General features: G+C 51.6%; 18 protein-coding genes. 7 read left to right on the top strand and 11 right to left on the bottom strand.

What is annotated here, in order from left to right; all coding sequences use genetic code 11:
- Positions 1 to 9 precede the first annotated feature (9 nt).
- Entirely contained in the window at positions 10 to 609 is a 600-nt protein-coding gene (gene azoR, locus GC090_RS09870; RefSeq protein ID WP_006119264.1) for an FMN-dependent NADH-azoreductase, read from the top strand.
- 72 nt (positions 610 to 681) lie between these two features.
- Here azoR and GC090_RS09865 read toward each other — a convergent pair whose 3' ends face one another.
- The 3 genes from GC090_RS09865 to GC090_RS09855 are packed head-to-tail and all read right to left on the bottom strand — an operon-like array spanning position 682 to position 3,820.
- On the bottom strand, positions 682 to 1,002 hold the full coding sequence (locus GC090_RS09865; protein ID WP_033741770.1) for a YdbL family probable chaperone protein: 321 nt from the start codon (positions 1,000 to 1,002) through the stop codon (positions 682 to 684).
- Positions 1,003 to 1,013: 11 nt separating this feature from the next.
- The gene (locus GC090_RS09860; RefSeq protein WP_006119266.1) at positions 1,014 to 1,202 is read right to left on the bottom strand and encodes a YnbE family lipoprotein; all 189 of its coding nucleotides are present in this window, start codon (positions 1,200 to 1,202) and stop codon (positions 1,014 to 1,016) included.
- Positions 1,199 to 3,820: a YdbH family protein gene (locus GC090_RS09855; RefSeq protein ID WP_324021487.1), complete on the bottom strand. Its 2,622-nt coding sequence runs from the start codon at positions 3,818 to 3,820 to the stop codon at positions 1,199 to 1,201. The genes GC090_RS09860 and GC090_RS09855 overlap by 4 nt, the downstream gene beginning before the upstream one ends.
- A gap of 153 nt (positions 3,821 to 3,973) precedes the next feature.
- Here GC090_RS09855 and GC090_RS09850 point away from each other — a divergent pair, with 153 nt between their 5' ends.
- On the top strand, positions 3,974 to 4,966 hold the full coding sequence (locus GC090_RS09850; protein WP_006119268.1) for a 2-hydroxyacid dehydrogenase: 993 nt from the start codon (positions 3,974 to 3,976) through the stop codon (positions 4,964 to 4,966).
- Positions 4,967 to 4,998: 32 nt separating this feature from the next.
- Here GC090_RS09850 and GC090_RS09845 read toward each other — a convergent pair whose 3' ends face one another.
- Positions 4,999 to 5,274 carry a putative hemolysin gene (locus GC090_RS09845; RefSeq protein ID WP_006119270.1) on the bottom strand — a complete coding sequence of 92 codons (276 nt, stop codon included), beginning with the start codon at positions 5,272 to 5,274 and terminating at the stop codon, positions 4,999 to 5,001.
- 183 nt (positions 5,275 to 5,457) lie between these two features.
- Here GC090_RS09845 and GC090_RS09840 point away from each other — a divergent pair, with 183 nt between their 5' ends.
- Entirely contained in the window at positions 5,458 to 6,114 is a 657-nt protein-coding gene (locus tag GC090_RS09840; protein WP_324021485.1) for an MgtC/SapB family protein, read from the top strand.
- A gap of 481 nt (positions 6,115 to 6,595) precedes the next feature.
- Here GC090_RS09840 and GC090_RS09835 read toward each other — a convergent pair whose 3' ends face one another.
- From GC090_RS09835 to GC090_RS09805, 7 genes are all read right to left on the bottom strand, one after another.
- Positions 6,596 to 7,348, bottom strand: a complete 753-nt coding sequence (locus GC090_RS09835; RefSeq protein ID WP_324021483.1) for a DUF3658 domain-containing protein — start codon at positions 7,346 to 7,348, stop codon at positions 6,596 to 6,598.
- Positions 7,349 to 7,565: 217 nt separating this feature from the next.
- Positions 7,566 to 8,645: a DUF2891 domain-containing protein gene (locus GC090_RS09830; RefSeq protein WP_282499044.1), complete on the bottom strand. Its 1,080-nt coding sequence runs from the start codon at positions 8,643 to 8,645 to the stop codon at positions 7,566 to 7,568.
- 190 nt (positions 8,646 to 8,835) lie between these two features.
- Positions 8,836 to 10,293: a metalloprotease TldD gene (gene tldD, locus GC090_RS09825; RefSeq protein ID WP_324021481.1), complete on the bottom strand. Its 1,458-nt coding sequence runs from the start codon at positions 10,291 to 10,293 to the stop codon at positions 8,836 to 8,838.
- Positions 10,294 to 10,310: 17 nt separating this feature from the next.
- Entirely contained in the window at positions 10,311 to 11,660 is a 1,350-nt protein-coding gene (locus tag GC090_RS09820) for a TldD/PmbA family protein (protein ID WP_324021479.1), read from the bottom strand.
- 26 nt (positions 11,661 to 11,686) lie between these two features.
- Positions 11,687 to 12,943, bottom strand: coding sequence for a thioredoxin family protein (locus GC090_RS09815; RefSeq protein WP_324021477.1), 1,257 nt, complete (start codon positions 12,941 to 12,943; stop codon positions 11,687 to 11,689).
- Positions 12,944 to 12,962: 19 nt separating this feature from the next.
- Positions 12,963 to 14,663 carry an ABC transporter ATP-binding protein/permease gene (locus tag GC090_RS09810; protein ID WP_324021476.1) on the bottom strand — a complete coding sequence of 567 codons (1,701 nt, stop codon included), beginning with the start codon at positions 14,661 to 14,663 and terminating at the stop codon, positions 12,963 to 12,965.
- 28 nt (positions 14,664 to 14,691) lie between these two features.
- Positions 14,692 to 17,136, bottom strand: coding sequence for a TonB-dependent siderophore receptor (locus GC090_RS09805; protein ID WP_324021474.1), 2,445 nt, complete (start codon positions 17,134 to 17,136; stop codon positions 14,692 to 14,694).
- Positions 17,137 to 17,814: 678 nt separating this feature from the next.
- Here GC090_RS09805 and GC090_RS09800 point away from each other — a divergent pair.
- The 4 genes from GC090_RS09800 to GC090_RS09785 all read left to right on the top strand — a co-directional run bounded on the left by GC090_RS09800 (position 17,815) and on the right by GC090_RS09785 (position 21,072).
- The gene (locus GC090_RS09800; protein ID WP_309299389.1) at positions 17,815 to 18,348 is read left to right on the top strand and encodes a sigma-70 family RNA polymerase sigma factor; all 534 of its coding nucleotides are present in this window, start codon (positions 17,815 to 17,817) and stop codon (positions 18,346 to 18,348) included.
- Positions 18,349 to 18,358: 10 nt separating this feature from the next.
- Positions 18,359 to 19,315 carry a FecR family protein gene (locus GC090_RS09795; protein WP_324021472.1) on the top strand — a complete coding sequence of 319 codons (957 nt, stop codon included), beginning with the start codon at positions 18,359 to 18,361 and terminating at the stop codon, positions 19,313 to 19,315.
- Between the two features lie 173 nt (positions 19,316 to 19,488).
- Positions 19,489 to 20,268 (top strand): energy transducer TonB, encoded by a 780-nt coding sequence (locus tag GC090_RS09790; RefSeq protein ID WP_324021470.1) that lies wholly within the window; start codon positions 19,489 to 19,491, stop codon positions 20,266 to 20,268.
- Between the two features lie 51 nt (positions 20,269 to 20,319).
- Positions 20,320 to 21,072 carry a MotA/TolQ/ExbB proton channel family protein gene (locus GC090_RS09785; protein ID WP_282498858.1) on the top strand — a complete coding sequence of 251 codons (753 nt, stop codon included), beginning with the start codon at positions 20,320 to 20,322 and terminating at the stop codon, positions 21,070 to 21,072.
- Positions 21,073 to 21,092: the final 20 nt, after the last annotated feature.

The following is a 21,092-nucleotide window of genomic DNA, read 5'->3' as shown; positions in this document are numbered from 1 at the left end:
GAAACTACGATGAGCAAAGTATTAGTTCTGAAATCAAGCATTCTTGCAGGCTATTCACAATCTGGTCAGCTGGCTGACTTCTATGCTGAGCAGGCAAAGGCCAAAGGCGATCAGGTGACCGTGCGTGACCTGGCAGAAAACCCGGTACCGGTGCTGGATGGTGAGTTAGTGGGCGCGCTGCGTCCTTCCGATGCGCCGCTGTCACCGCGTCAGCAGGAAGCTTTGTCACTGTCTGATGCGCTGATTGCAGAGCTGCAGGCACATGATGTGGTGGTGATTGCTGCCCCAATGTACAACTTCAACATTCCTACGCAGTTGAAGAACTATTTCGACCTGATCGCCCGTGCTGGCGTGACCTTCCGTTATACCGAAGCCGGCCCGGAAGGCCTGGTCAAAGGCAAGCGCGCCGTGATTCTGTCCAGCCGTGGTGGCATTCACAAAGATACCGCTTCTGACCTGCTGACTCCTTACGTCAAGCTGTTCCTGGGCTTTATCGGTATCACTGATGTCGAGTTCGTGTTTGCTGAAGGCATTGCCTATGGCCCGGAAGTCGCGACAAAAGCCACCGCCGAAGCAAAAGACGCGATCAAACACATCGTTGCGGCCTGATTCGCCGCTCTTATCTGGAAAACCGGGCTGAGCCCGGTTTTTTTATGCCTGCCGTACAACGTTGTCGCCCGGCTATTTCCTAAGCCACTGTCCGTTGATGCCGCGTACATATTCCCCCGCTGCGGCACGGTTTACCAGCTTCTGTCCGGCGATTCTGGCCACCTCATCCGTTGTCAGGTTGTTCTGCTCTGCCAGACGTTGATACTGTGCAGCACGACCGTCATTAATGCGTTTAACCAGTGCCAGCGTGTCGCTGTCATCTGCGCGCGGCGCAATATATCCTGACAGTGTTTCTCCCACCCGGCCTGACTGACGGGCTTCATCCAGCGTCAATGCCCAGGCGGGCAGGCTCATCGTAAGGGCCAGTAAGCATGTGATGCCGATGCGTTTCATGCGGGCTCTCCTCAAAACAGGTCGCTCTGATTTTTCAGTAACGCTTCCACATCCTTGTCCACTTTAATGTGGATCTCATGCTCGATTTTCACATTCATGTTGATGGTAATCGGATCTTTTGGCGCGGCAACTTCGATGCGCGGTACACAGCCCGTCAGCGGGAGTCCGGCTATCAGCAGCAGTAAGGCCCTGAGGCTCATGGTGAGGGTTCCTTTTTCGACGGCAGAGTGGCATTTTCCTCCACCCAGGATTGCAAATTATCGCCAAAGCGCAGGCTGCGCCACAACTGGAACAGGTTTTCCTGATGACGATAGTTTAAATTTACGGTCTGGTTGCGGTTGCTGAAACGGCTGGTGCCCTGCACCTGCGCGACCATGGTCAGTTCGCCCAGATTATCCAGATTCAGCGTGGCCCAGGAACGCGAAATCTCCATATAGCGCAGCCAGTCCATCGCGGCGCCTGCCGCAATATTATTTTGGGTGATGGCATCGGCCATGTCTTTATCCATCCGGAAGGTCAGCGGCCCGCTGTTGGCAATCCAGCCATTTTCGATGATCCAGCGCGCATTCGTGATCCACAGCGGTAATTCGCCATTCACCCTGCCCGACATCGCGAACTGCCTGGGTTTAATCGCGCTGACGAGTTTACTCAGGCTGATATCCCGAAGCGACACGCGCGCCGGGCTGTGCTGTGGCATCCGCAGAGACGGCATCGTAATTTTCCCGCCCAGCAGATCCATGCTGACATCCTGCAACCAGAGCGGATCGTTTTCCCGCCATGGCCAGGCGCCTTGTAAGTCAGCCTGAATATTCTGCATGGCAAACTGATTCTTGATTTCTGCGATGCGCAATGAAACCGGCCCACGTAAGCCAAAATGCCACTGTTGGTTTTGCAGACGGAATGGCAGCGAGAAATCGATGCCGTTAATCTGGCTGTCTGGCGTCCAGACGCTGCCGTTTTTCACCGTCCAGTGTCCGCCCGCGTGAAAACCCTGCTGAGCGGCGGCAGAAAACGCCACCTGAGCGCGCAGTTCGCCCGCGCGAATTTTCATTTTCAGATCGGGGCTGAGCAACGGCTGAAAAACCGTCAGCGACTGCGTGGGCCACCAGGCCTGACCGCGCAGGCGCTCGCCATCCCAGCGCCCGTTAACCCGTACCGGGCCGACCTTGCCGGCTTTCAGTTCGCCGCCCCAGACAAAATGACCGGGATCGCGCCCGCGGGCGGCAAAATCCAGCGTTGAGTGAGCCAGCCAGCCCCCGTAGCTGAAGTGCGTCTGACCGGCCTGCATCTGAAATTTTCCGTCAAAGGAAGGCTTGTCCGCCTCTCGCTGCCAGTTCACCGGGGCAGTCAGGATTAAACGCGGCTTTTCCACCCGCACGCTGCCGTATTGCATCTGGTTAAAACCGGTCGACAAGGTATCAAGATGGATAAGCGTGCCGCGCCAGCCACCGGTTCCCCTGACATCCCATTTCGCCTGTAACGGATGCATCTCGCCTTCTCCCCAGTAGCGCCAGCGCCATTCACCCGTATCCGGCCAGAAGTCACGGGCCCCGCCGTCCAGATGCAGGGTGAAGCGGCCAAAGCTGGGATCGTGCGCGCGCAGAATGGCCTGCAGGCGTCCAGAAATGCCCCGGGACGATAAGCGCACCCCCGCCAGCGGCCAGCGCGCTTCATCCACGTTCAGCGTTGAAAGTAAACGCCCGCGCAGGCGCAACAGTGCGTTGGGTTTAACAATCAGTTCGGGATTCAGTAATGATCCGGTCAGTTGCCCAGGAATACTGCCGAACAGCTGCATGGCAGCAAATTTACTGTCGCCGGTCAGTTGTAACGGCAGCTGGCTTTGCGTCAGGCTGAGATGACCGGGACCTATGCCCAGAACGACATTGCCTTTGCCGCCCCGCCCCTGCGTCAGCAGGTTAAGGCGGCCAGTGACCGTTGTGGCATCCAGCCCGGCCTGCCAGTTATCCAGCGTCAGCGTCACAAAGCCCGACAAGGGTTGCGCCGTGAGTGGCCAGTAATATTCACCCTTCTCAATAGTGATGCGGTCACGGCTGGCCTGCCACGGAAGACGCAGCAAGGGACGGGCAGCATCCGCTGTGGTGATGTTCAGCAGGCCGCTTTCATGCTGCCAGCTCAGTGCCGCTTTTAGCGGTTGCGGAAACCCGTCCAGGGCCAGCGCGCCCGCGATCTCGCCGTTAACCGGCAGGCCGTTAGCGTATTGCGGCAGTTCAAAATGACCTTTGAGGCTGAGCGGCTCGGGAAGCGCCGGATGGGTGATCGTCAATTGTCTGACCATCAGCTGCTGACCTTCCAGCGTGGCCTCAAGCTGTAAATTATCGCCCCGGTAATGCAGCTGCTGGCTGGCTTTATTGAGGGTCAAATCCAGGCCACCGGCATAGTCCTGCCAGGGCGAGATCGTCAGCTTATCAATGTGAATATCTGCGCCCGGCAGCATGGCCTGCCACTCTGCCAGCGTTTTCGGTGCGGTTGAGGCGGTTTGTGATTCGGGCAGCTGTTGCAGGCATTCGCTTTGCAACGTGACCTGTTGTGCGTTGAGCGTCCAGCGCGACTGTTGCCGGCCCAGCGCCGCGTTTTTGACGCTCGCCAGGCGACAGTCACCGGCTAAATAATGAAGAGACGGAAAAATGAGTTGCCCGTCATGCCAGCGTGGGCTGTTTTCCAGTTCGACGCGCGTGCCTGCAGGTAGCCAGAGGCCCACCAGACGCGGCAGCCACTGTGTAAGAGTCAGCAGTAATCCCAGCAGCAATAAAATCAGCGCCAGAATCGCGGCCAGGCGTCGACGGAAACTCCGTGGCATGAAAACAAGACTCCTTTTTTTTCAATATCCTGGGCGTAATGATGGCACGTAACACGCCGAAGGTGAAGGTTTGACCGGTAAGGTTAAAGAGGTGTCAGCAAAAAGTAAGAGAAAACGTTATCCTTGTTGCATCCCTTTTCCAGGAGCACCACGATGAAAATCGCCGTATACAGTACTAAACACTACGACCAGAAATATTTTGAACAGGTCAATAAACAGTATGGTTTCGATCTGGTCTTTTATGATTTTTTGCTGAGCGAAAGCACGGCCAAGACTGCCGTAGACTGTGATGCGGTTTGTCTTTTTGTGAATGACGACGGTAGCCGCCCGGTGCTGGAGGAACTGGCGGAATTGGGGGTGAAATTTATCGCCCTGCGCTGCGCCGGATTTAATAATGTCGATCTGAAAGCCGCGGCTGAACTGGGTCTGGAAGTGGTTCGCGTGCCCGCCTATTCCCCGGAAGCCGTCGCTGAACATGCCGTCGGCCTGATGATGACATTGAATCGCCGTATTCATCGCGCCTATCAACGCACCCGCGATGCGAATTTTTCGCTGGACGGCCTGACCGGTTTTAATATGCATAACAAAACCGCCGGCATTATTGGCACCGGCAAAATAGGCATAGCCACCCTGCGCATCTTAAAAGGATTTGGCATGCGTTTACTGGCCTTCGATCCCTATCCTTCGGAACAGGCGTTATCGCTGGGCGCGGAATATGTCGATCTGAAAACCCTGTTTGCCGAGTCGCATGTGATTACACTACATTGCCCGTTAACGCCGGAAAACCATCATCTGCTTAATGCTAACGCGTTTGCGCAGATGCGCGATGGCGTCATGATTATTAATACCAGTCGGGGTGGGTTAATTGATTCTCAGGCCGCCATTGATGCACTTAAGCAGCAAAAAATTGGCGCGTTAGGCATGGACGTTTATGAGAATGAGCGGGATTTGTTCTTTGAAGATAAATCGAATGATGTCATTCAGGATGATATTTTCCGCCGCCTGTCAGCCTGCCACAACGTGCTGTTCACAGGCCATCAGGCTTTTTTGACCGCTGAAGCTCTGACGGCGATTTCAGAAACCACGCTGGAAAACCTCAGCCGGCTTCATCGTGGCGAAGACTGTCCGAACCGGGTGACGGCCTGATAACGCAGGCCGGTCACAGCCGGCCTCCGCGTTTAGCGGGCGCAGTTACCGCCGAGCAATGCCTGCTCGCTGCAGCGGCGTCCGTTGACTAACTGACACATGCCGATGCGCGAGCCGTCCAGTTGATTTGAAAACGCCAGCGTTCCCCCTGCATTGGTACAACTGGCCTCCGCCATTGCAGACATAACCACACGTGGCTGAACGTGGGCGGCGGTAGCTTGTTGTGGCGGCTCGTTGTCATCGCTGTTACTGCTGCAGGCAGACAATAACAACGCGGCACCAGCCAGCAGAAAAGTCGCGGCTTTCATCAATCAGACTCCGGGAAGGTGAGTTAAAGGCTAAGCAAGAATATGTCAGCCCTGACACGCGGTCGAGAGAAGAAATAGCTTTTTACAAAAAATATCCTGACCTATTACAAGCAGAATTATCCTGTTATCACATAGTCACGTGGCGGAATATAGTTTAACCATGATGTCGAACGGAGAAAAAGAATGTTAATGGATATGCTGATTCGTATCGCGCTGGCGGGCATTCTGGGCGGTCTGATTGGCCTGGAACGTCAGATGCGTGCCAAAGAAGCCGGATTACGTACTCATATTCTGGTCGGGATTGGCGGTGCGATGTTTATGCTGGTGTCTAAATATGGCTTTGCCGACATGTTGATGAAGGATCACGTTGCACTCGATCCCAGCCGCGTCGCGGCACAGGTTGTCAGCGGCATGGGTTTTCTGGGTGCCGGAACGATTCTGATCCAGAAACAGGTGGTTAAAGGCCTGACGACGGCAGCCGGGCTTTGGGTTACCGCCGCAATCGGCCTGGTCATCGGGAGCGGCATGTATGAAATCGGCATTTACGGCACCGTGCTGGCTCTGGTGGTGCTCGAGGTTTTCCGCCGTTTGAGTCATTTACTGATTGGTAAACACCATACGTTAATTGTTTATCTCAAGGCGAAAAGCGTGCCGCTGGTGCTGTTGGTCATGCAACGCGAAGGCATCCGCTATGGCAATATTTCGGTCATTAACCGGGACGAGGAAAGCGGTTTATGTGAATTAAGCGTTCAGGTTACCCTCTCCCGGAAATCCAGCGATGCGCATCTGTATGACAAAATCATGGAAGTAAAGGGCGTGCAGTCGCTGGAGATGATGTAGGACATCCCGCTCCCGCACGATAGATAAACATGGGGATCGTGCGGGAATGTCGCATGTCAATTTATCGCTCCCCCACCATCGCCATGAGATCGTCTTGATATAAGGCAAACAGGCGTAACGGTACAGGTAAGAGAAGCGAAAACATATTTTCATGTCAGTAAAGTAAAAAACGCTTAATTTACGTGTGCTCAGAACGGCATCAGGCATCGTCTGGAAACTTTAATGTGCCAGCGGTCAATTTTTTATTTTTATCATCCCATTTAGGATATCGCACTCACACTCAGACGACTCATACAAAACATAGTTACGGCAAGCGGCCTGGTGTTATAAATACTGCCAGTGCACATGCGTTTTACATATCAGGACTAAGGGATCTTTAATATATAGCATGATGCTCTTTACGTTTTATCCCTGATTCAACGCCCATGTACAGGCACTGACTTTTATCCCGTCCAGTGCGCAACCTTTATCTTATTTCCAGTCAATAAATTCGCATGAAAGCCATACTACTCCACCTGTGCGCTGAAAGTTTATCAAAGCAAATCTTCAGTTTCCCTGAATTTACAAGGAAATAAAGGCGATGAATTATCAAGTAGTCACCTGGAAGCATATAACCTTCCCCGTATAACCTGACAATAACTTCTGTCATGATTTTCATAGCGTTTTTAGGCGTATCTGAAATGCATTCAAGTACAGGGTTATCAAAATATTCGTACTTGACATTGACCAGTGAGCCTTGATATCGAATTCTTAATGAGCCGCCCTGGCTTTCCAGCTCTTTTTGGCGTGACCGTACTTTCAGCTTTTCAGCTTTCGCTAAAAAATGGCTATGCCGATATAGCGAATAGTAATAGTCATGGGTACTTTCTGAAGCCCTTTCTCTTCTTGATTTGGCTAAGTCTATAACCTTAACCCGCCTGGTTTCTAAGATTAAGAGAACCACTAGCATCAGGCATTCCTGATTTAAATGTAGCGAACTCGTCCATAAAACCACATCACTTACTTCCGAAATGTAACGATTGATTTTTTCTTCTAAATTTCTTTTCCTGGTAGCACAGCCTTGTGATACAGGGAATGTTAAGTATGCGTTACCTTCCTCATAGTTACTCTCTTCCGTTAGCTTTCCAAAACCAAAATCCTCATAAATATAAAAAAAAGGTGCTGGAATCTTTTCTTTCAAAAAGACGCTTGCAAACAGATATAGTGACTTATCCAAAAATAAGTGACCTTCCATTTCCCACGCTCTCGTTTAAGTTAATGCATCTGAATTTATCTATCATGCTGGAAGTTTGCTTTCAAGATAAAGGATTTTAAAAGGATCTCTTAAAATGTTTAACTGCTTCTACATTTGATTATTCATTCGGCAAGCTTTTCAGGCAAAGTCAAACGTTCATTCTTTGTGATGTAGTCTGCATGATAATGCTAAAGCCTGCTCTTCATGCTCAAACCCTTCATGTGGATTTGTATACCTTTTCCCCCAGCTTTTCAGCCAGATTTTCCGAAACGGAAAACGAGGCTCCCAAAATGCTTTCATTCTGTTCCAAAGCCAGAAACGCAAAACTGGCTAGCCAGTGTCCGCCGCTATAATGGCTGCCCACCACATGTGGAAGACTCACAGAGACATGGCGGACCGCGGCATCCTGAAACAGTGTAATCGCTGGATGGTCGCCTGGCAGCGCGGCTGCAATGTGTTTAAAACACCAGGCCCGACTGAGATTCAAACCGTCAAGGTGCGTAATGGCAGGATCGGTGCGATCGCTGACTTCAGCGGGGCGCAATAATGTGCTCAGGTTGCTCACATCCGGAAGAAATCTATCAAACCAACGTGTAAAGTCTGGTGAAATTTTACTCATCAACATGGCTTCAGTGAGCGCACCCGAAAGGTACTCATCTCCGCCGGGTTCATAATGTGCAGGATAGCCGACATCTCTACCGTAAAAGCGTTTTGCCGTGTCAACAATCACACGTTCCAGTTCACTGTCATCCATAGCACGTGCATAATCCAGGCCGGCCATCAGCGCGAACGCAGAATTAGTGTGTGTGCCCACCCGAATGGCATAAGTCAGCCTGGTGAAATAGTCGATGAACCGGTCACGCAGCATGTGTGTCAGGGGTTCCAGTATCCGGTACCACTGACTGGCCTGTGGCAAAGCGGATTGTTTTAGGGCCAGGGATAACGACAGCAGCCATCCGTAACCATAAGGACGCTCAAAAGCCGTACGAGATGGTGCAGTAAAATAAGCACGTTCCTGGGCAATATTTTCTTCTGTGAAATACGCATTAAAAAGCGTCACAATGTCATCGCGGCAGGACAATTCAGGATATATGCTCAGGCAACGCAGGAGTAACCAGTAACCATGCACCGCAGAATGCCAGTCGTAGCAGCCGTAAAAAACGGGATGCAGTTTACGTGGCGGTAAAGCATCACCGTCATCAAGCATCAAATGCACAAGTTGACTGGGATATTCTTGCCGCAAATAGGCTAGTGGCATACGGGCAAACGCCTCTGTCAGGGATTGCGTTAATTCCATCATTGTTCCTCCTGTAAGAAAGCGTTAGCCGCCTTACCTTTCAGGTATTGACGGGGCTTCATCTCTTACTCAAACAGCGTTGTCGTGCTTGTAACTGTGTTCGCGCCGAGGTTCCCCCCGACGCGAGGTCAATCGACGCTCTGGTGGCTACGTCTGTGATTGCACCGTACGGTTTAATACAGTTATACCTTTAACCCTGTCTTGTACCGCCGACTATGAGGTTATCCACTTTGAGTGTGGGTTGTCCTACGCACACCGGAACAGTCTGTCCCGATTTACCGCAGGTGGCTATGCCACGATCCAGAGCCAGATCGTTACCCACCATGCTGATTTGCTGCAGTGTTTCCGGGCCTTTGCCCGTCAGCGTGGCGCCTTTAACAGGGGATGTAATCTTGCCATCCTCAATCAGATAGGCCAGCGCAGTCTGGAAACTGTATTGACCACTGACGATATCCACCTGTCCACTGCCTAAATTGGCCAGGTACAAACCGCGTTTGACTGAGGCAATAATTTCCTCAGGTTCATACTGGCCGTTGCGCATGAATGTATTTGTCATGCGCGGCATGGGGAGGTGTGCGTACGACTGACGTCGGCCATTACCTGTCGGGGACAGTTTCATCAGCCTGGCACTGAGGCTGTCATGCATGTAACCTTTTAAGACTCCGTCTTCAATCAGCGTAGTGCACTGGGTTGGGTGGCCTTCATCATCGGTATTGAGTGAACCCCGCCGTCCCTGAAGTGTACCGTCATCAACGATATTGACGCCGCGTGGCGCAACCCGCTCCCCGATGCGTCCAGAATATACCGAGGTTCCCAGTCGGTTATAGTCCCCTTCAAAGCCATGCCCCATAGCCTCATGCAGCAACATACCTGGCCATCCCGCAGCAATCACAACCGGCATGCTACCGGATGGCGCCGCAACCGCCTCCAGGTTTATCAGCGCAGAATCGACCATTGTTCGTAAGGCGACATGCAAATCCTGTTCGTTAAACAGGGTGAAATCGCCTCGTCCGCCAATACCGGTTGTGGCCGACTCCCGAGCACCATGCTGCTCGACAATGACGCTGACCTGCAGCATGAGCATCGGGCGAATATCCGCGGCCTGAAAAAAGTCATGACGCAGCACATAATTGACGGAATGGGTTAATCCAAGGCTGGCAGTGACCTGAATCACCCGTGGATCAAGCGCGCGCGTTAATCGATTGATTTTTTCCAGCAGGCTGACTTTTTCAGCGGCCTCCCACGACAGTAAAGGATCACTTGCACCAAAATGGGTGGGTGATGGCCAGACGGTAAGAGACTGGGGCAGAGGAAGCCAGCTTTGCCGGGCGATGGTTCGCACTGATTTTGCCGCTTCGCGCAGATGCCTGAGGTCAATATGCTGAGAATAGGCAAAGGCAGTCTGATCGTGTTCAACTGCACGCAGCCCGAATCCCTGATCAGTAGTAAACGATCCAAAGTTAACGACACCGTTTTCCATCGACCAACTCTCCTGGCGCAGACGCTGCACATACAAATCGGCGTAGTCGACCCGGTGGACGAGCACCCGGCCCATGACATCCTCCAGCAATGCATCGCTGAGACCATAGGGTTCCAGCAATTGCTGTTTAGCCTGGTTCAGGCGGGAGGTTGTGCCTGTTTGACTCATAGTAAAACTCCTTTGACTCAACGTCCTGCCACCTGAAGATTATCGATTAATACAGACCCTGATGAGAATGCACCCTGAGTAAAGACATCGGCCCCGACCGCCACGATGTGGCGGTACAGATCAGCCAGGTTCCCCGCCACCGTGACACCCTCAACGGCGTAACGTATTTGCCCCTCTTCCGCCCAAAAACCACGCAGGCTTCGCGAATAATCGCCGTTAATCATCCGTGCTCCGCCACCGCTGAAACTGGTGACGATCAGTCCGGTATCGAGTTTTTTTACCATCGCGTCGAAATCATCGCTTTTCTGCGTCAGAGTACTGGTCATCGACAGATTTCCCGGCCCCCAGCCGCTCCCGGTGGGCACCATATCCAGATACCGCGCGGCATAGGCAGAGAGGAAAAAACCGGTCAGAGAACCACGATCAACGACCTGCCGGGCGGTGCCGGCAATGCCATCACCGTCGAATGACCGGCTGGCGAGTCCCTGCGGCGTAAAAGAATCTTCTTTAACGCTGATATGATGACTGAAAACCGCCTCACCCAGCCTGTTGGCGAGGAAGCTGTTGCGGCGATAGAGTACGCCACCACTCGTCGCCTGAACCAGATGTTCAAGCAGAGACAGCGCACATTTAGCGTCAAACAAAACCGGGCAACGTCGGCTGCCATGAAAAGGGACGGTCTCCAGAGCCGCTAACGCCCCGCTTCCCGCCCGGCGGCCGATATCTTCCGGCATCAGCAGTGACTGCGCATGCCGGGCACTCGAAATACAGAAATCCAACAGGCTGTGGCCCTGTTTTCTTCCCAGCGCACGGGCAACCATGGAATGATGAGTCTGGCGCTCGCTGCAGGTAAATCCACGGCTGTCCATCAGGAAACAGTCCGTCTTCCCGGAATGTACGGTGACGCCATCGCTGATAACACCGGTCCCGGCTGAAACAATGCCTGTCTCTATGCGCTGCGCCAGCACGGTTGCGCCAGCCTCGTCGATATCCCAGGGATGCCAGAGATCCAGCCCGTCCGATTCGCGACAAAAATAGCGTTCCGCCGCAAGTCCTGCGAAACGGTCTTCCCCGGTATAACCCGCAATCCGGCAAGCCGCCTGAACCGTTTCGCGCAGACTGGCAGACGAATAATTCGTCGAGCTGGTCGTCCCCTGATGATGCCCCCGGTACACGGTGAGAAACATGTTTGACTGACTGGCACGGGTTCGGGTTTTTAAGCGGCCCTGGCGCATCTCAATCAACAGACCTGTGTTTTCGTTAAATACGACCTGTGCATCAGATGCGCCTTCCTGTAAGGCCAGTCTGATGACACTGTCTGCCAGATCGGCCAGCTCGTCCCGGCTGTGCGCAAAAATATGCTGCATAACCTCCCCCTTTTTGCTAACCATCATCAAAAGTCCGGAGCGGCGGCAAGAAGCCGGTTCAGCGCGGTCTGGAGCTGGGTATAGACGGGCAACGCGAGTTGAGCCAGGTTCTGGTGAAGCGCATTCTCTTTACTGATAAATTCGCTATTGAGCGACTGCCACTCCTCTCTGAATTTTGCAATCTCCTCCGGGCTGAGCTTGCCCGCTATCGTTTCGCGTTCTTTCGCCATAAACCAGTTCATTCTCTCGGCTGGCGTGGCCCGTTCCTCATCACTCCATCCCGAATGAATTTGCATAATGTGGTAATGCGCCCAGCTGATGTTTTTTGAGATAATGCCCCACTGTTCATCACCGGTCGTAGCAGGTAACGGTGAAAGATGACTAAGCAACGTGGCGACAATTTTCTCAAGCTGTCGGTCTGGTAACGAGTAAAACCGCAGAAGTGAAGTTGCCTGATGGCTGATATCTGTCCAGGCTTGCGGACTTGTTTCTCGTACGACTAACCGATCAGTGCACAGGCTTTGCCACCGGGTTATTAACGTAACCAACTCAGGCGCGCGCAGATGTTTTTCCCAGAGAAAAAAATCGTCGCTCAGCCACCACTGCATAAATGTCGAGGGCACCAGTCGGTAATCTTTACCCGCGCGTAACGCCTTAAACAGAACCTCCACCTGTTTTAGCGAGAGATATTCACAGCGATCCAGCAGGTGTCCCAGCGCCGCTGGGAGTCCGGTAATGCGTTCAAAGGCTTCGCTGCCGGACTGATGCACCATAGCCGCCGCAAGCGTGCCTTTACCGTCGAGCCAGTACCTGCTCTGAGCCGTTATGATCTCCCCGGCGCTCGCATGCCGCAGCGCTCGGGCTGCAATGAAGGCGAGCAGTTCGTTATCATCGTAGAAACTCCCCCATTCCAGATTTTCATACTGCTTAACTTGTGCAGTGGGTGCCGACACGCTTACGTGATTATTCGTGAGCCACGCGTTGAGCTGGGCCAGCGACTGAGCGCCGACCAGCCGGACCGGATCTTTAGCGTTATTAAACAGCAGTAAGGTGGGAATTCCCCTTACGCCAAAGCGTTGCATAATGGCGGGGTATTGCTCGACATCAAGTTTGGCGACTAGCAGGTTGCCTGCAGTGTTACGGGCCAGTTTGTCAATCGTCGGTGACATGGCGCGACAGGGTGCACACCAGGGTGCCCAGAGATCAATAAGCACGGGCAACTCAGCGTCGGCCAGGAATACGTCCAGATCAGAGTCAGTTAATTCGGTGGGTTTATGCGTCATAGTAGTTCCTTTGCAAGCATTAGCGCCCGTTGACAGGCACGAGCGTGAGAATATGGTGATGGAAGTGTTCGAGCTCTTTACGGTGTGCCACACTGATGATCGTGGCGTCAGGTAACTGGTCGATAAGCGCCTGATAAAGGCGGTTTTCTGTCTGGGGATCGAGCGCGCTGGTCGCTTCATCAAGAAAAATCATCGCGGGACGGTGCAGCAGCACGCGTGCTATTGCCAGCCGCTGCTGTTCACCACCGGACAGGACCTGCTGCCAGCGATCAAATTGCGTTAATGAGGCCGTACGCGTTTCCAGACAGCTGTCAGTTAATGCCTGCTGACACTGCTGATCGGTGAAAACATCCGGCTCATGTGGATAGGCCAGCGCGCTTTTCAGTGTGCCAACCGGTATATAACTTTTCTGCGGTAAAAAAAGCGTACGAACTGATTCCGGGGTCGTAATCGCCCCCTCACCATAAGGCCAGAGCCCGGCGCAGGCGCGTAGCAGTGTACTTTTTCCACAGCCGGAACGCCCCTGCACCAGCCATCGCTCCCCGGCCTTCACCTCCCAGCGAGGCAAACAGGACAGGACCTTACCATCCGGCTTCTGTAGGATCAGATTCTCACAACATAGCTTTTCACCCTGCTGCTTCGTCACAATGCCAGAAGGTTTCGCCCTGGCTTTATTGAGTGCCCATAGTAAATCCCTGAGTCGGTTGGATAACGCCATCCAGTTGGTAAAAGACTGATAAGCCTGCGGAAAAAAAGAAAGTGTGCTGAGCAGCGTTCCATAGGCCATGGTGATCTGGGTCAGGCCGCCCATGGTTATTTTGCCCGACAGCAATAACGGCAGGGCCAGTAACGTGGGCAATGGAGAAAATATCTGTGAAAAAAAACTCTGATAAAAATTAAGCCTGAACGTCTTACGCATCATAAGCAGCGTATTTTCGCGCACCCGTTCGAAGCGTGAAAACAGACGGTGCCGTTCACGCTCTCCTCCATTAAAAAACGCGATTTGTTCCGCATTTTCCCGCACCTGCATACCGAGGAAACGGAAGTCTGCCTCCACTGTCTGTTTATTCATATTAATGCCGATCAGGACTTTGCCCAGCCAGTGGGCCAGCGCCAGGTGGGTAATCGAATATAAATAGACGGCAAACACCATATAACCTGGTATTGATAATGTCCTCCCACCCAGATTAATTGATAACGCGCCGGACAAGCCCCACAGTACAATAGTAAAGGTGATCATATTGACCACTACATTGATAATGTTGCTGGACAAATTAATTGTGACATCCGTGAAAAGATTAATATCTTCCGCAACACGTTGATCGCTGTTCGTGATGACATTATCCCGCTCCAACTGGTAATAAGCCGGATGTTCAGTCCAGCGCTCTACGAAGCGAGCGGTCATCCATGTCCGCCAGCGTAATGTCAGATAATTAATCGCCAGTACGCTTATCAACGGCAGAACTGTCGTTAACGCGCCGATAATGAGGCTTTCAACCATCGTATTGATGATCACCGCCCAGTTAAGGGCGACCAGCGCGTCGGTTAACTTGCCATGCAACTTATTCAGTGCAACAAACGCATAGGTCGTAGTGAAATTAATCGTCAGGATGACAGTCAGTAATAAGATGGCAAGCCATTTTTCTGAAGACATCCAGTAAGGGCGAATTAACTGCCATACGCCTGGCCGGTTACCATCCGACGGGATTTTCTTTACCACGTTATTTTACTCTGGTGATTGATATGAATCAGAACGAATAAGTCAGCGTCAGGCGCGCTGTCCTGTCAGGTTTAACGCTTATGAATTGAGGGGTTGAGGTGTAATAATAGAGCGTGCGGTTAAATATATTATTTACACCTAGCGTCACCGTATATTTAGGCTGATGATAGAAAACGGAGGCATCCGTTTGTGCCCAGCCGCCCTCTTTAAAGAAATTATTTCTGTAACCGTTCCAGGTGCTGCTCGCTGCCTGTATGCCTATACCTGCCCCCAGCCCCTGTAATTTACCCTGCTGAATTTCATAGGTTGTCCAGAGGCTTGCGGTATGCTTCGGTTGGCCGACGACTTTGCTTTGGTATCCCAGCAGAGCGCTGTTATCCGGGTCTTTAGACCGGGAAAAGGTATAACTGGTCGTGATGTTCCATCCTGGCACTATCTGACCATTTAAATCGAAATCGAAACCTTTGGTTTCACGTCCCTGCGTCCCAACGGGCTGACCAGCAAAATTCGTAATAATCAGATTTTTTTGAACAATATCAAAGGCAGAGGTCGTGATTGACAGGTTATCGTCGAGCAGGCTGAATTTAAAACCCGCCTCCTTCGATTTCCCTGTAGTGGGTGCAAAGGCACTTCCGGTACGGGGGTCCAGTAAGCCGCTTGTCTGGAAACTGTTGAGTAAATTGGCATAGACAGTGACCTCAGGCGTAATGTCATAACTTACCCCGTAACTGGGCACCCATTTCGTTTCATCAGAAAAGGTAATTAAAGTACGAGTCGGGGAAACATAGCCTGTGGATTTTGACGTCCATTGGGCCCGCTTGGCGGACAACTGCAGGTGCAGTTTTTTCCAGAAATCAATCTGGTCCTGAAGGATAATTCCCTTTTGTTGTTCGAGCGTATTATAGTTTTTGGCGGTAGGATCGGGGATCGGGGGAAATGAAAGGCTGTCAGGATTGTTATAATTTCCCGTCGCAAAAATACGACCGCGAGCCAGTTCCCAGTCTGTCGTTTCGGTATGCTGATAATCATAACCCAGCAGAACATTATGGGTTAACGGGCCCGTGTCAAACTTTCCCCGAATATCATTCTGCAGGCTTAAAGACGTAGTGTCCTGCCGGATACCCAGCTCGTGGCTCAGCAGACTGCCATTTGGCGCAGCATTATAAACTTCATGGACACGAAAATTATTTACGCTGTCCACATAAGTGGCTTTACTGTTGAACGACCAGTTATCCCACAAATCCTGCTTCAGTTCGTAATAGGTTGTTTTTGCATCAAGTGAAAAGTGATCATCCTTGTCCCCCAGCCGATACTCAGGCAGCTTCTGAATATGTCCATTCGTGTAAAGCGTTGCCGCCGGGCCAGACGTCCGTGAATTGGTGAATTCAGCACCTACTTTTACATGCGTTTTCTCGCCTTCCCACGCCAGAACGGGTGCAAAATAGTCAGCACGATTACCGTTGAAATCCGGGAAGCTGTTATCGGAGTGCATGGTTGAAGCATTAAGGCGGTATCGGAACGATTTATCATCGTTTAACGGCCCGCCAAGATCGATTGCGGTTTTGAGTTCACCATATTTCGCCACTTCGACTTTTATCGTATGCACGGGATAGGCGGTTGGTGCTTTGCGTACGACATTAACCGACCCTGCCGGTGAACTGTTTCCTGCTAATACCGCCTGCGGCCCTTTGAGGACTTCCACGCGCTCGATGCCATCAATGCTGGAATAACCTAATGTGCTGCCGTTCACCTGACTGCCTGGGTTGGCGACGCCGTCCGTTGAGCCAGAGCTTATCGTAAAACCGCGAATACTGACGCCGTTTTGTCCCCTGTTTCCTGAACTGAAACTGACGCCTCCTACATTACGCAGCGCATCTTCGACCGAGGTAGCCTGCTGATCGTCAAGGACTTTTCGACTGATGACCTGAACGGACTGCGCCGTATCCTGTAGCGACAGATTGGTACGGGTGGCTGAACTCGACATGGATGGATTGTATACCGTTTCATCTTCGCTTCGTTCAGCCGCGCCATTTACCGTAATGGTCGGCAGCGTCTGTCCGCTGTCGCGCGCGGCCTGTAAATCCGAGACTGCTTTAACCGGCGCAGTGGCATTCATCGAATAGATGGTCAGCGTACCATTGGGCGTGGTGGTAACGGAAAGTGGTGTTCCCTGCAACTGCTGCAAAATAGCCTGTTTCAGTGACAGTTTGCCGCTTACGGGTTTAGCCTGGTAAGGAGCCACCAGTTTCGGATCAAATGAGATAGTCTGGTGACTTTGTCGGGCTATTGCTAATAAGCCGTCTTCAAGGGAGCCCGCCGGGACAGAGTAATTAACCGTTGCGGGAGATGCAGCATAACCTTCCTGCAGAGCGACCAGCGGTAAAGCCGTCATAGCCAGGGCAATATTGATAGCCAGAGTCAGACGGCTATGGATAAAAAACGTTTTCTTAGCATGTTGCGGTGCTTCATTCATTGCTACAGCTCCAGCAGAAAAGGTAAAGGAGTGATAAATCGTATTGTTATGAGTTGATTATTCTTCTCAGTCTGTATGTGCAATGAAATTCAAAAAGTGACACCGGGATGGGAAAGTTATGTGAGAAAAATCACTCAACTTCACACATAAAAAATATTAACTGTTTAATTTAAAAATTAATTTATAAGTTATTCATCATTACGTAACTCAATCCGGGTTTGGCAACGCTACTTTAGTGCACCATTAACGTGCTCGTTTATATGCCACCGTTTATAAGATGGGGCCCGGATGCCCTGACTATGGCAAGAGTACGGTTTCATAAAAGCGCGAAGCGCGTTACTAACTAAAATTTCTACTCTTTTCTGTCGATCTTTTTTTTCTTTCTAAGTGGGGACGGAAGAACGGACGCACTACAACTGTGCAGCATGACAGGGATGCACTTTTACCGCGTAATGCGCGAGTGAATAACAGGGAAGAACAAGTGTGTGATGACACTTTCATAACAAGCTGAAAGTTAATGAAGAATTTCATAAAAATTATGAACAAAACAAAAGCTGGCCTTTTTCTTGCTAGTAAGCCAAACCATTTCAATTATAAAGTGCAGCGCAGAGTACGATTGAAATGAGGATACGTCTCTCGGTCTTAATTGGGCGCTGAGAAGGGTGTTGCGTTTTTCAGATGGGGGATAGTATGCCTGCCGACATGACCGATCGTTCAGATGTGTTAACGCTTATTTTCCGGAGTGATTACCGCTGGCTGACAGACAAATTACGACGACGTATCAGCTATGGCACCATGGCCGAAGATATTGCCTCTGAAGCATTTTTACGTCTGGCAGCAATTCCAGAACTCATGCATATTCGCGAACCGAGAGCCATGCTGACGACGCTCGCCCAGCGAGTTTTATATGAAAACTGGCGCCGTCGCGATCTTGAGCAGGCTTATCTTAATGCGCTGGCGAATAGCCCTCAGTTTTGCCACCCTTCTCCGGAAGAAAGGGAAATGGTGATCGAGTCGCTACTCGCGATTGATCGCGCTCTGGATGGTCTGTCAGTCAATGCCAGAAAGGCCTTTCTGCTTAACCAACTGGACGGTATGACCTATGCTGAAATCGCGCTAGAACTGGGCGTTTCTGTCAGTATGGTGCGTAAATATGTGGCTAAGGCGCTGACCAATTGTTATCTGGCAACCAGTGAGCCCCCCATAGACTGAACGGAAAAAAATGAAACTGACCTCACGTCCTGATGATACAGCGCAAAAAGCCATTGAATGGATGGTACTACTGCGTTCTGGCGATGCTTCTGAAGAAGATTTTCGTCAGTATGAATGTTGGCGTTATTCCGACGAACGTCATGATGCGGCCTGTCGAAAAATAGAAGCTACCCTGGGTAAAATCCAGTCCCTGAACCGGACCATGCCGTCGGAAAATCTGCGGCAGACCTTACTCGCGCCCTCTGGCCGTCGTAAATTCCTGCAAAAAGCCTGTGGCGTTGCTGTATTAGGCGTGTTCAGCGGGCTGTTATTGAACCAAAAATATCCTTTGCCCTACCTGTTATCCGATGCGTATACCGACACAGCACAGCGTCGCGTCATTCAGCTTGATGATGGAAGTACCCTGAATATGAACGCCCGTACGGCGCTTAATATTTCCATGAGCGACAGCTTGCGAAACATTGAACTGCGCACCGGCGGTATCATTGCTCAGGTGATTAACGATGAACGTCCTTTTACCATCACGACGCTTGCAGGGCGTATCCTTGCCCAGGAAGCACGTTTTCATGTGCGGCATGAATCCGGCGGCATTCATCTGGCTGTTCTAGACTCGGTGGTAAAAGTCAACACGCTGCACGGCACCAGTCAACAGGTCCAGGCCGGGCATGGTATATGGTTCGACAAGCGCTCACTCATCCCGTTGGGCATTTCCGCGTTCGAAGAAACCGCCTGGACTCAGGGCCGTCTTGAAGTCAAAGAGGCAACGCTGGGATCCGTGATCGACTCACTGAGAAACTACAGCCCTGCCGTTATTCGGGTCGCTCCTGGCGTTGCGAATCTGCGTGTCAGTGGTAACTTCCCGCTCGATGATGTGCCCTACACACTTGATGCACTAGCCCAAACCATGCCTATCGCCATCACGCGCACGACCGACTACTGGATCAGAATCGAACCTGCAGAAGTATAAATCCCATTTTTTTACTTCAGCAGGTGTCACTTTTTTATTCTCATTGCACATACAGGATAAGTCTTCAGGAAACTGCCGCAGAAAATCACGAGGCAGTAAAGATTTATCGCGAGGTCGTAGTGAAAGCAGAGCGCCTGATTTTCAAAGAACACTTTTCAGTGCCTGGAATGCCCATGGCTACCCTGAATGCTCCGCAAGGCGCGCAACGTTCGCTTAAAAAAAACCTGCCCAGGCTGGTGGTGAGCGCGGTGGTTTGCGTTCACCTGATAATCATTGCCATGGCTATCACCCACACCACGCAATATCATCCTCTGAATATTATTAACCCTGCCACACAAACCAGTATTGAAGCGACTATGGTTGAGGAACCTGACGAGCCGATCCCGGTGCCTGATGTTGTCAGTCAACCGCCCGTGTTAACGGCCGAAAACAGTACGCGCGAAATCGATCAAAATGATGCACAGCCAGCCGTAATCCCGCCAGTCCCCAAAGTTGTGCCACCTGAGCCACGACCTAAACCTAAACCGGTTATGCGACATAAAAAAATAATTGAAAAAACGCACCCGGTGGAGCCGGTTAAACCTTCTCCCGTACAAAATGCAAAAGTGGCGGACAGAACGGCGATTCCAGCCACATCGCAAGGACAAATGCTGAAAAGCGTGCCAAATGCTGCGCCTAAAAATGTCGCTACGGTAGGTTGCCAGGTACCGGCACCAGATTATCCGCGTCGGGCTAAACGTCTTCAGGAACAGGGCGAAGTGCTCGTTCGTCTGATCATTAATCCCGATGGCACGGTGAAGCACAGTGAAATTGCACGAAGCAGCGGCTTTGACGATCTCGATCAGGCTGCAATGGAGGCGGTTTCACGTATCCGTTGTCATCCCTACGTGGTAAACGGTCAGGCGATTTCCATTATGACTATTCAACCCATCACGTTCAAATTAGCCAGTTAACCGGCTGGGTGAGAGCGAACAGGTGATTTTCTTTCTAAGTGAGGATGTACTATGAATGAGTTTGGCATTGAACATGTATGGCAACAGGGCGATATCATTACCCGATCAGTGGCCATTGTCCTGCTGATCATGTCTGTCATGTCATGGTCAGTCATTATTATAAAATGCCTGCAAGGCGCAGGCATGAAGAAGATAGCTCAACGCACCAAGCATCTGTTCTGGAGCCAAAAAACACTGCCTGCAGCCATTGATACGCTTGGCAACAGCGGTAATAATCCGTTTCGCGACCTGGCTATCGCCGGGCATGCGGCGATGTCCCACCAGTACAATGTTGAAACAGGCATCAGCAATAATCTGGATATCAGTGACTGGCTGGCGCGAGCCCTTAAAAACAGCATCGACGACAGTTCAGCCAATCTGCAGTCAGGCCTCGGTATTCTTGCCTCTATCGGCAGTACCGCCCCGTTTGTTGGTTTACTTGGAACCGTCTGGGGCATTTACCATGCTCTACAGTCAATCAGCATAGCCGACCAGCCCGATCTCGCACATGTCGCAGGTCCAGTGGGCGAAGCGCTTATCATGACAGCATTTGGTCTGTTCGTAGCCATTCCGGCGGTCTTAGGATTCAACACCATCAGCCGGCGTAACCGTGCACTCCAGCATTCCATCGCGCGTTTCGCAAACGATCTGCATGCCTATTACCTGACAGGTTCACGCATCACGTCTAACGTAGAGGAACTGCATACCGGTGAGAAAGTACAGTCGGCCCCTGTCCAGCCCTTCCACGCCAGTCAGTCAGTGTAAGCCGGCGGACTCAGGAGACG

This window comes from Pantoea sp. JZ29, from assembly GCF_035190385.1.
In the GTDB taxonomy this organism is placed as follows: Bacteria; Pseudomonadota; Gammaproteobacteria; order Enterobacterales; family Enterobacteriaceae; genus Pantoea; species Pantoea stewartii.
This window is presented reverse-complemented; position numbering and strand designations above follow the sequence as displayed.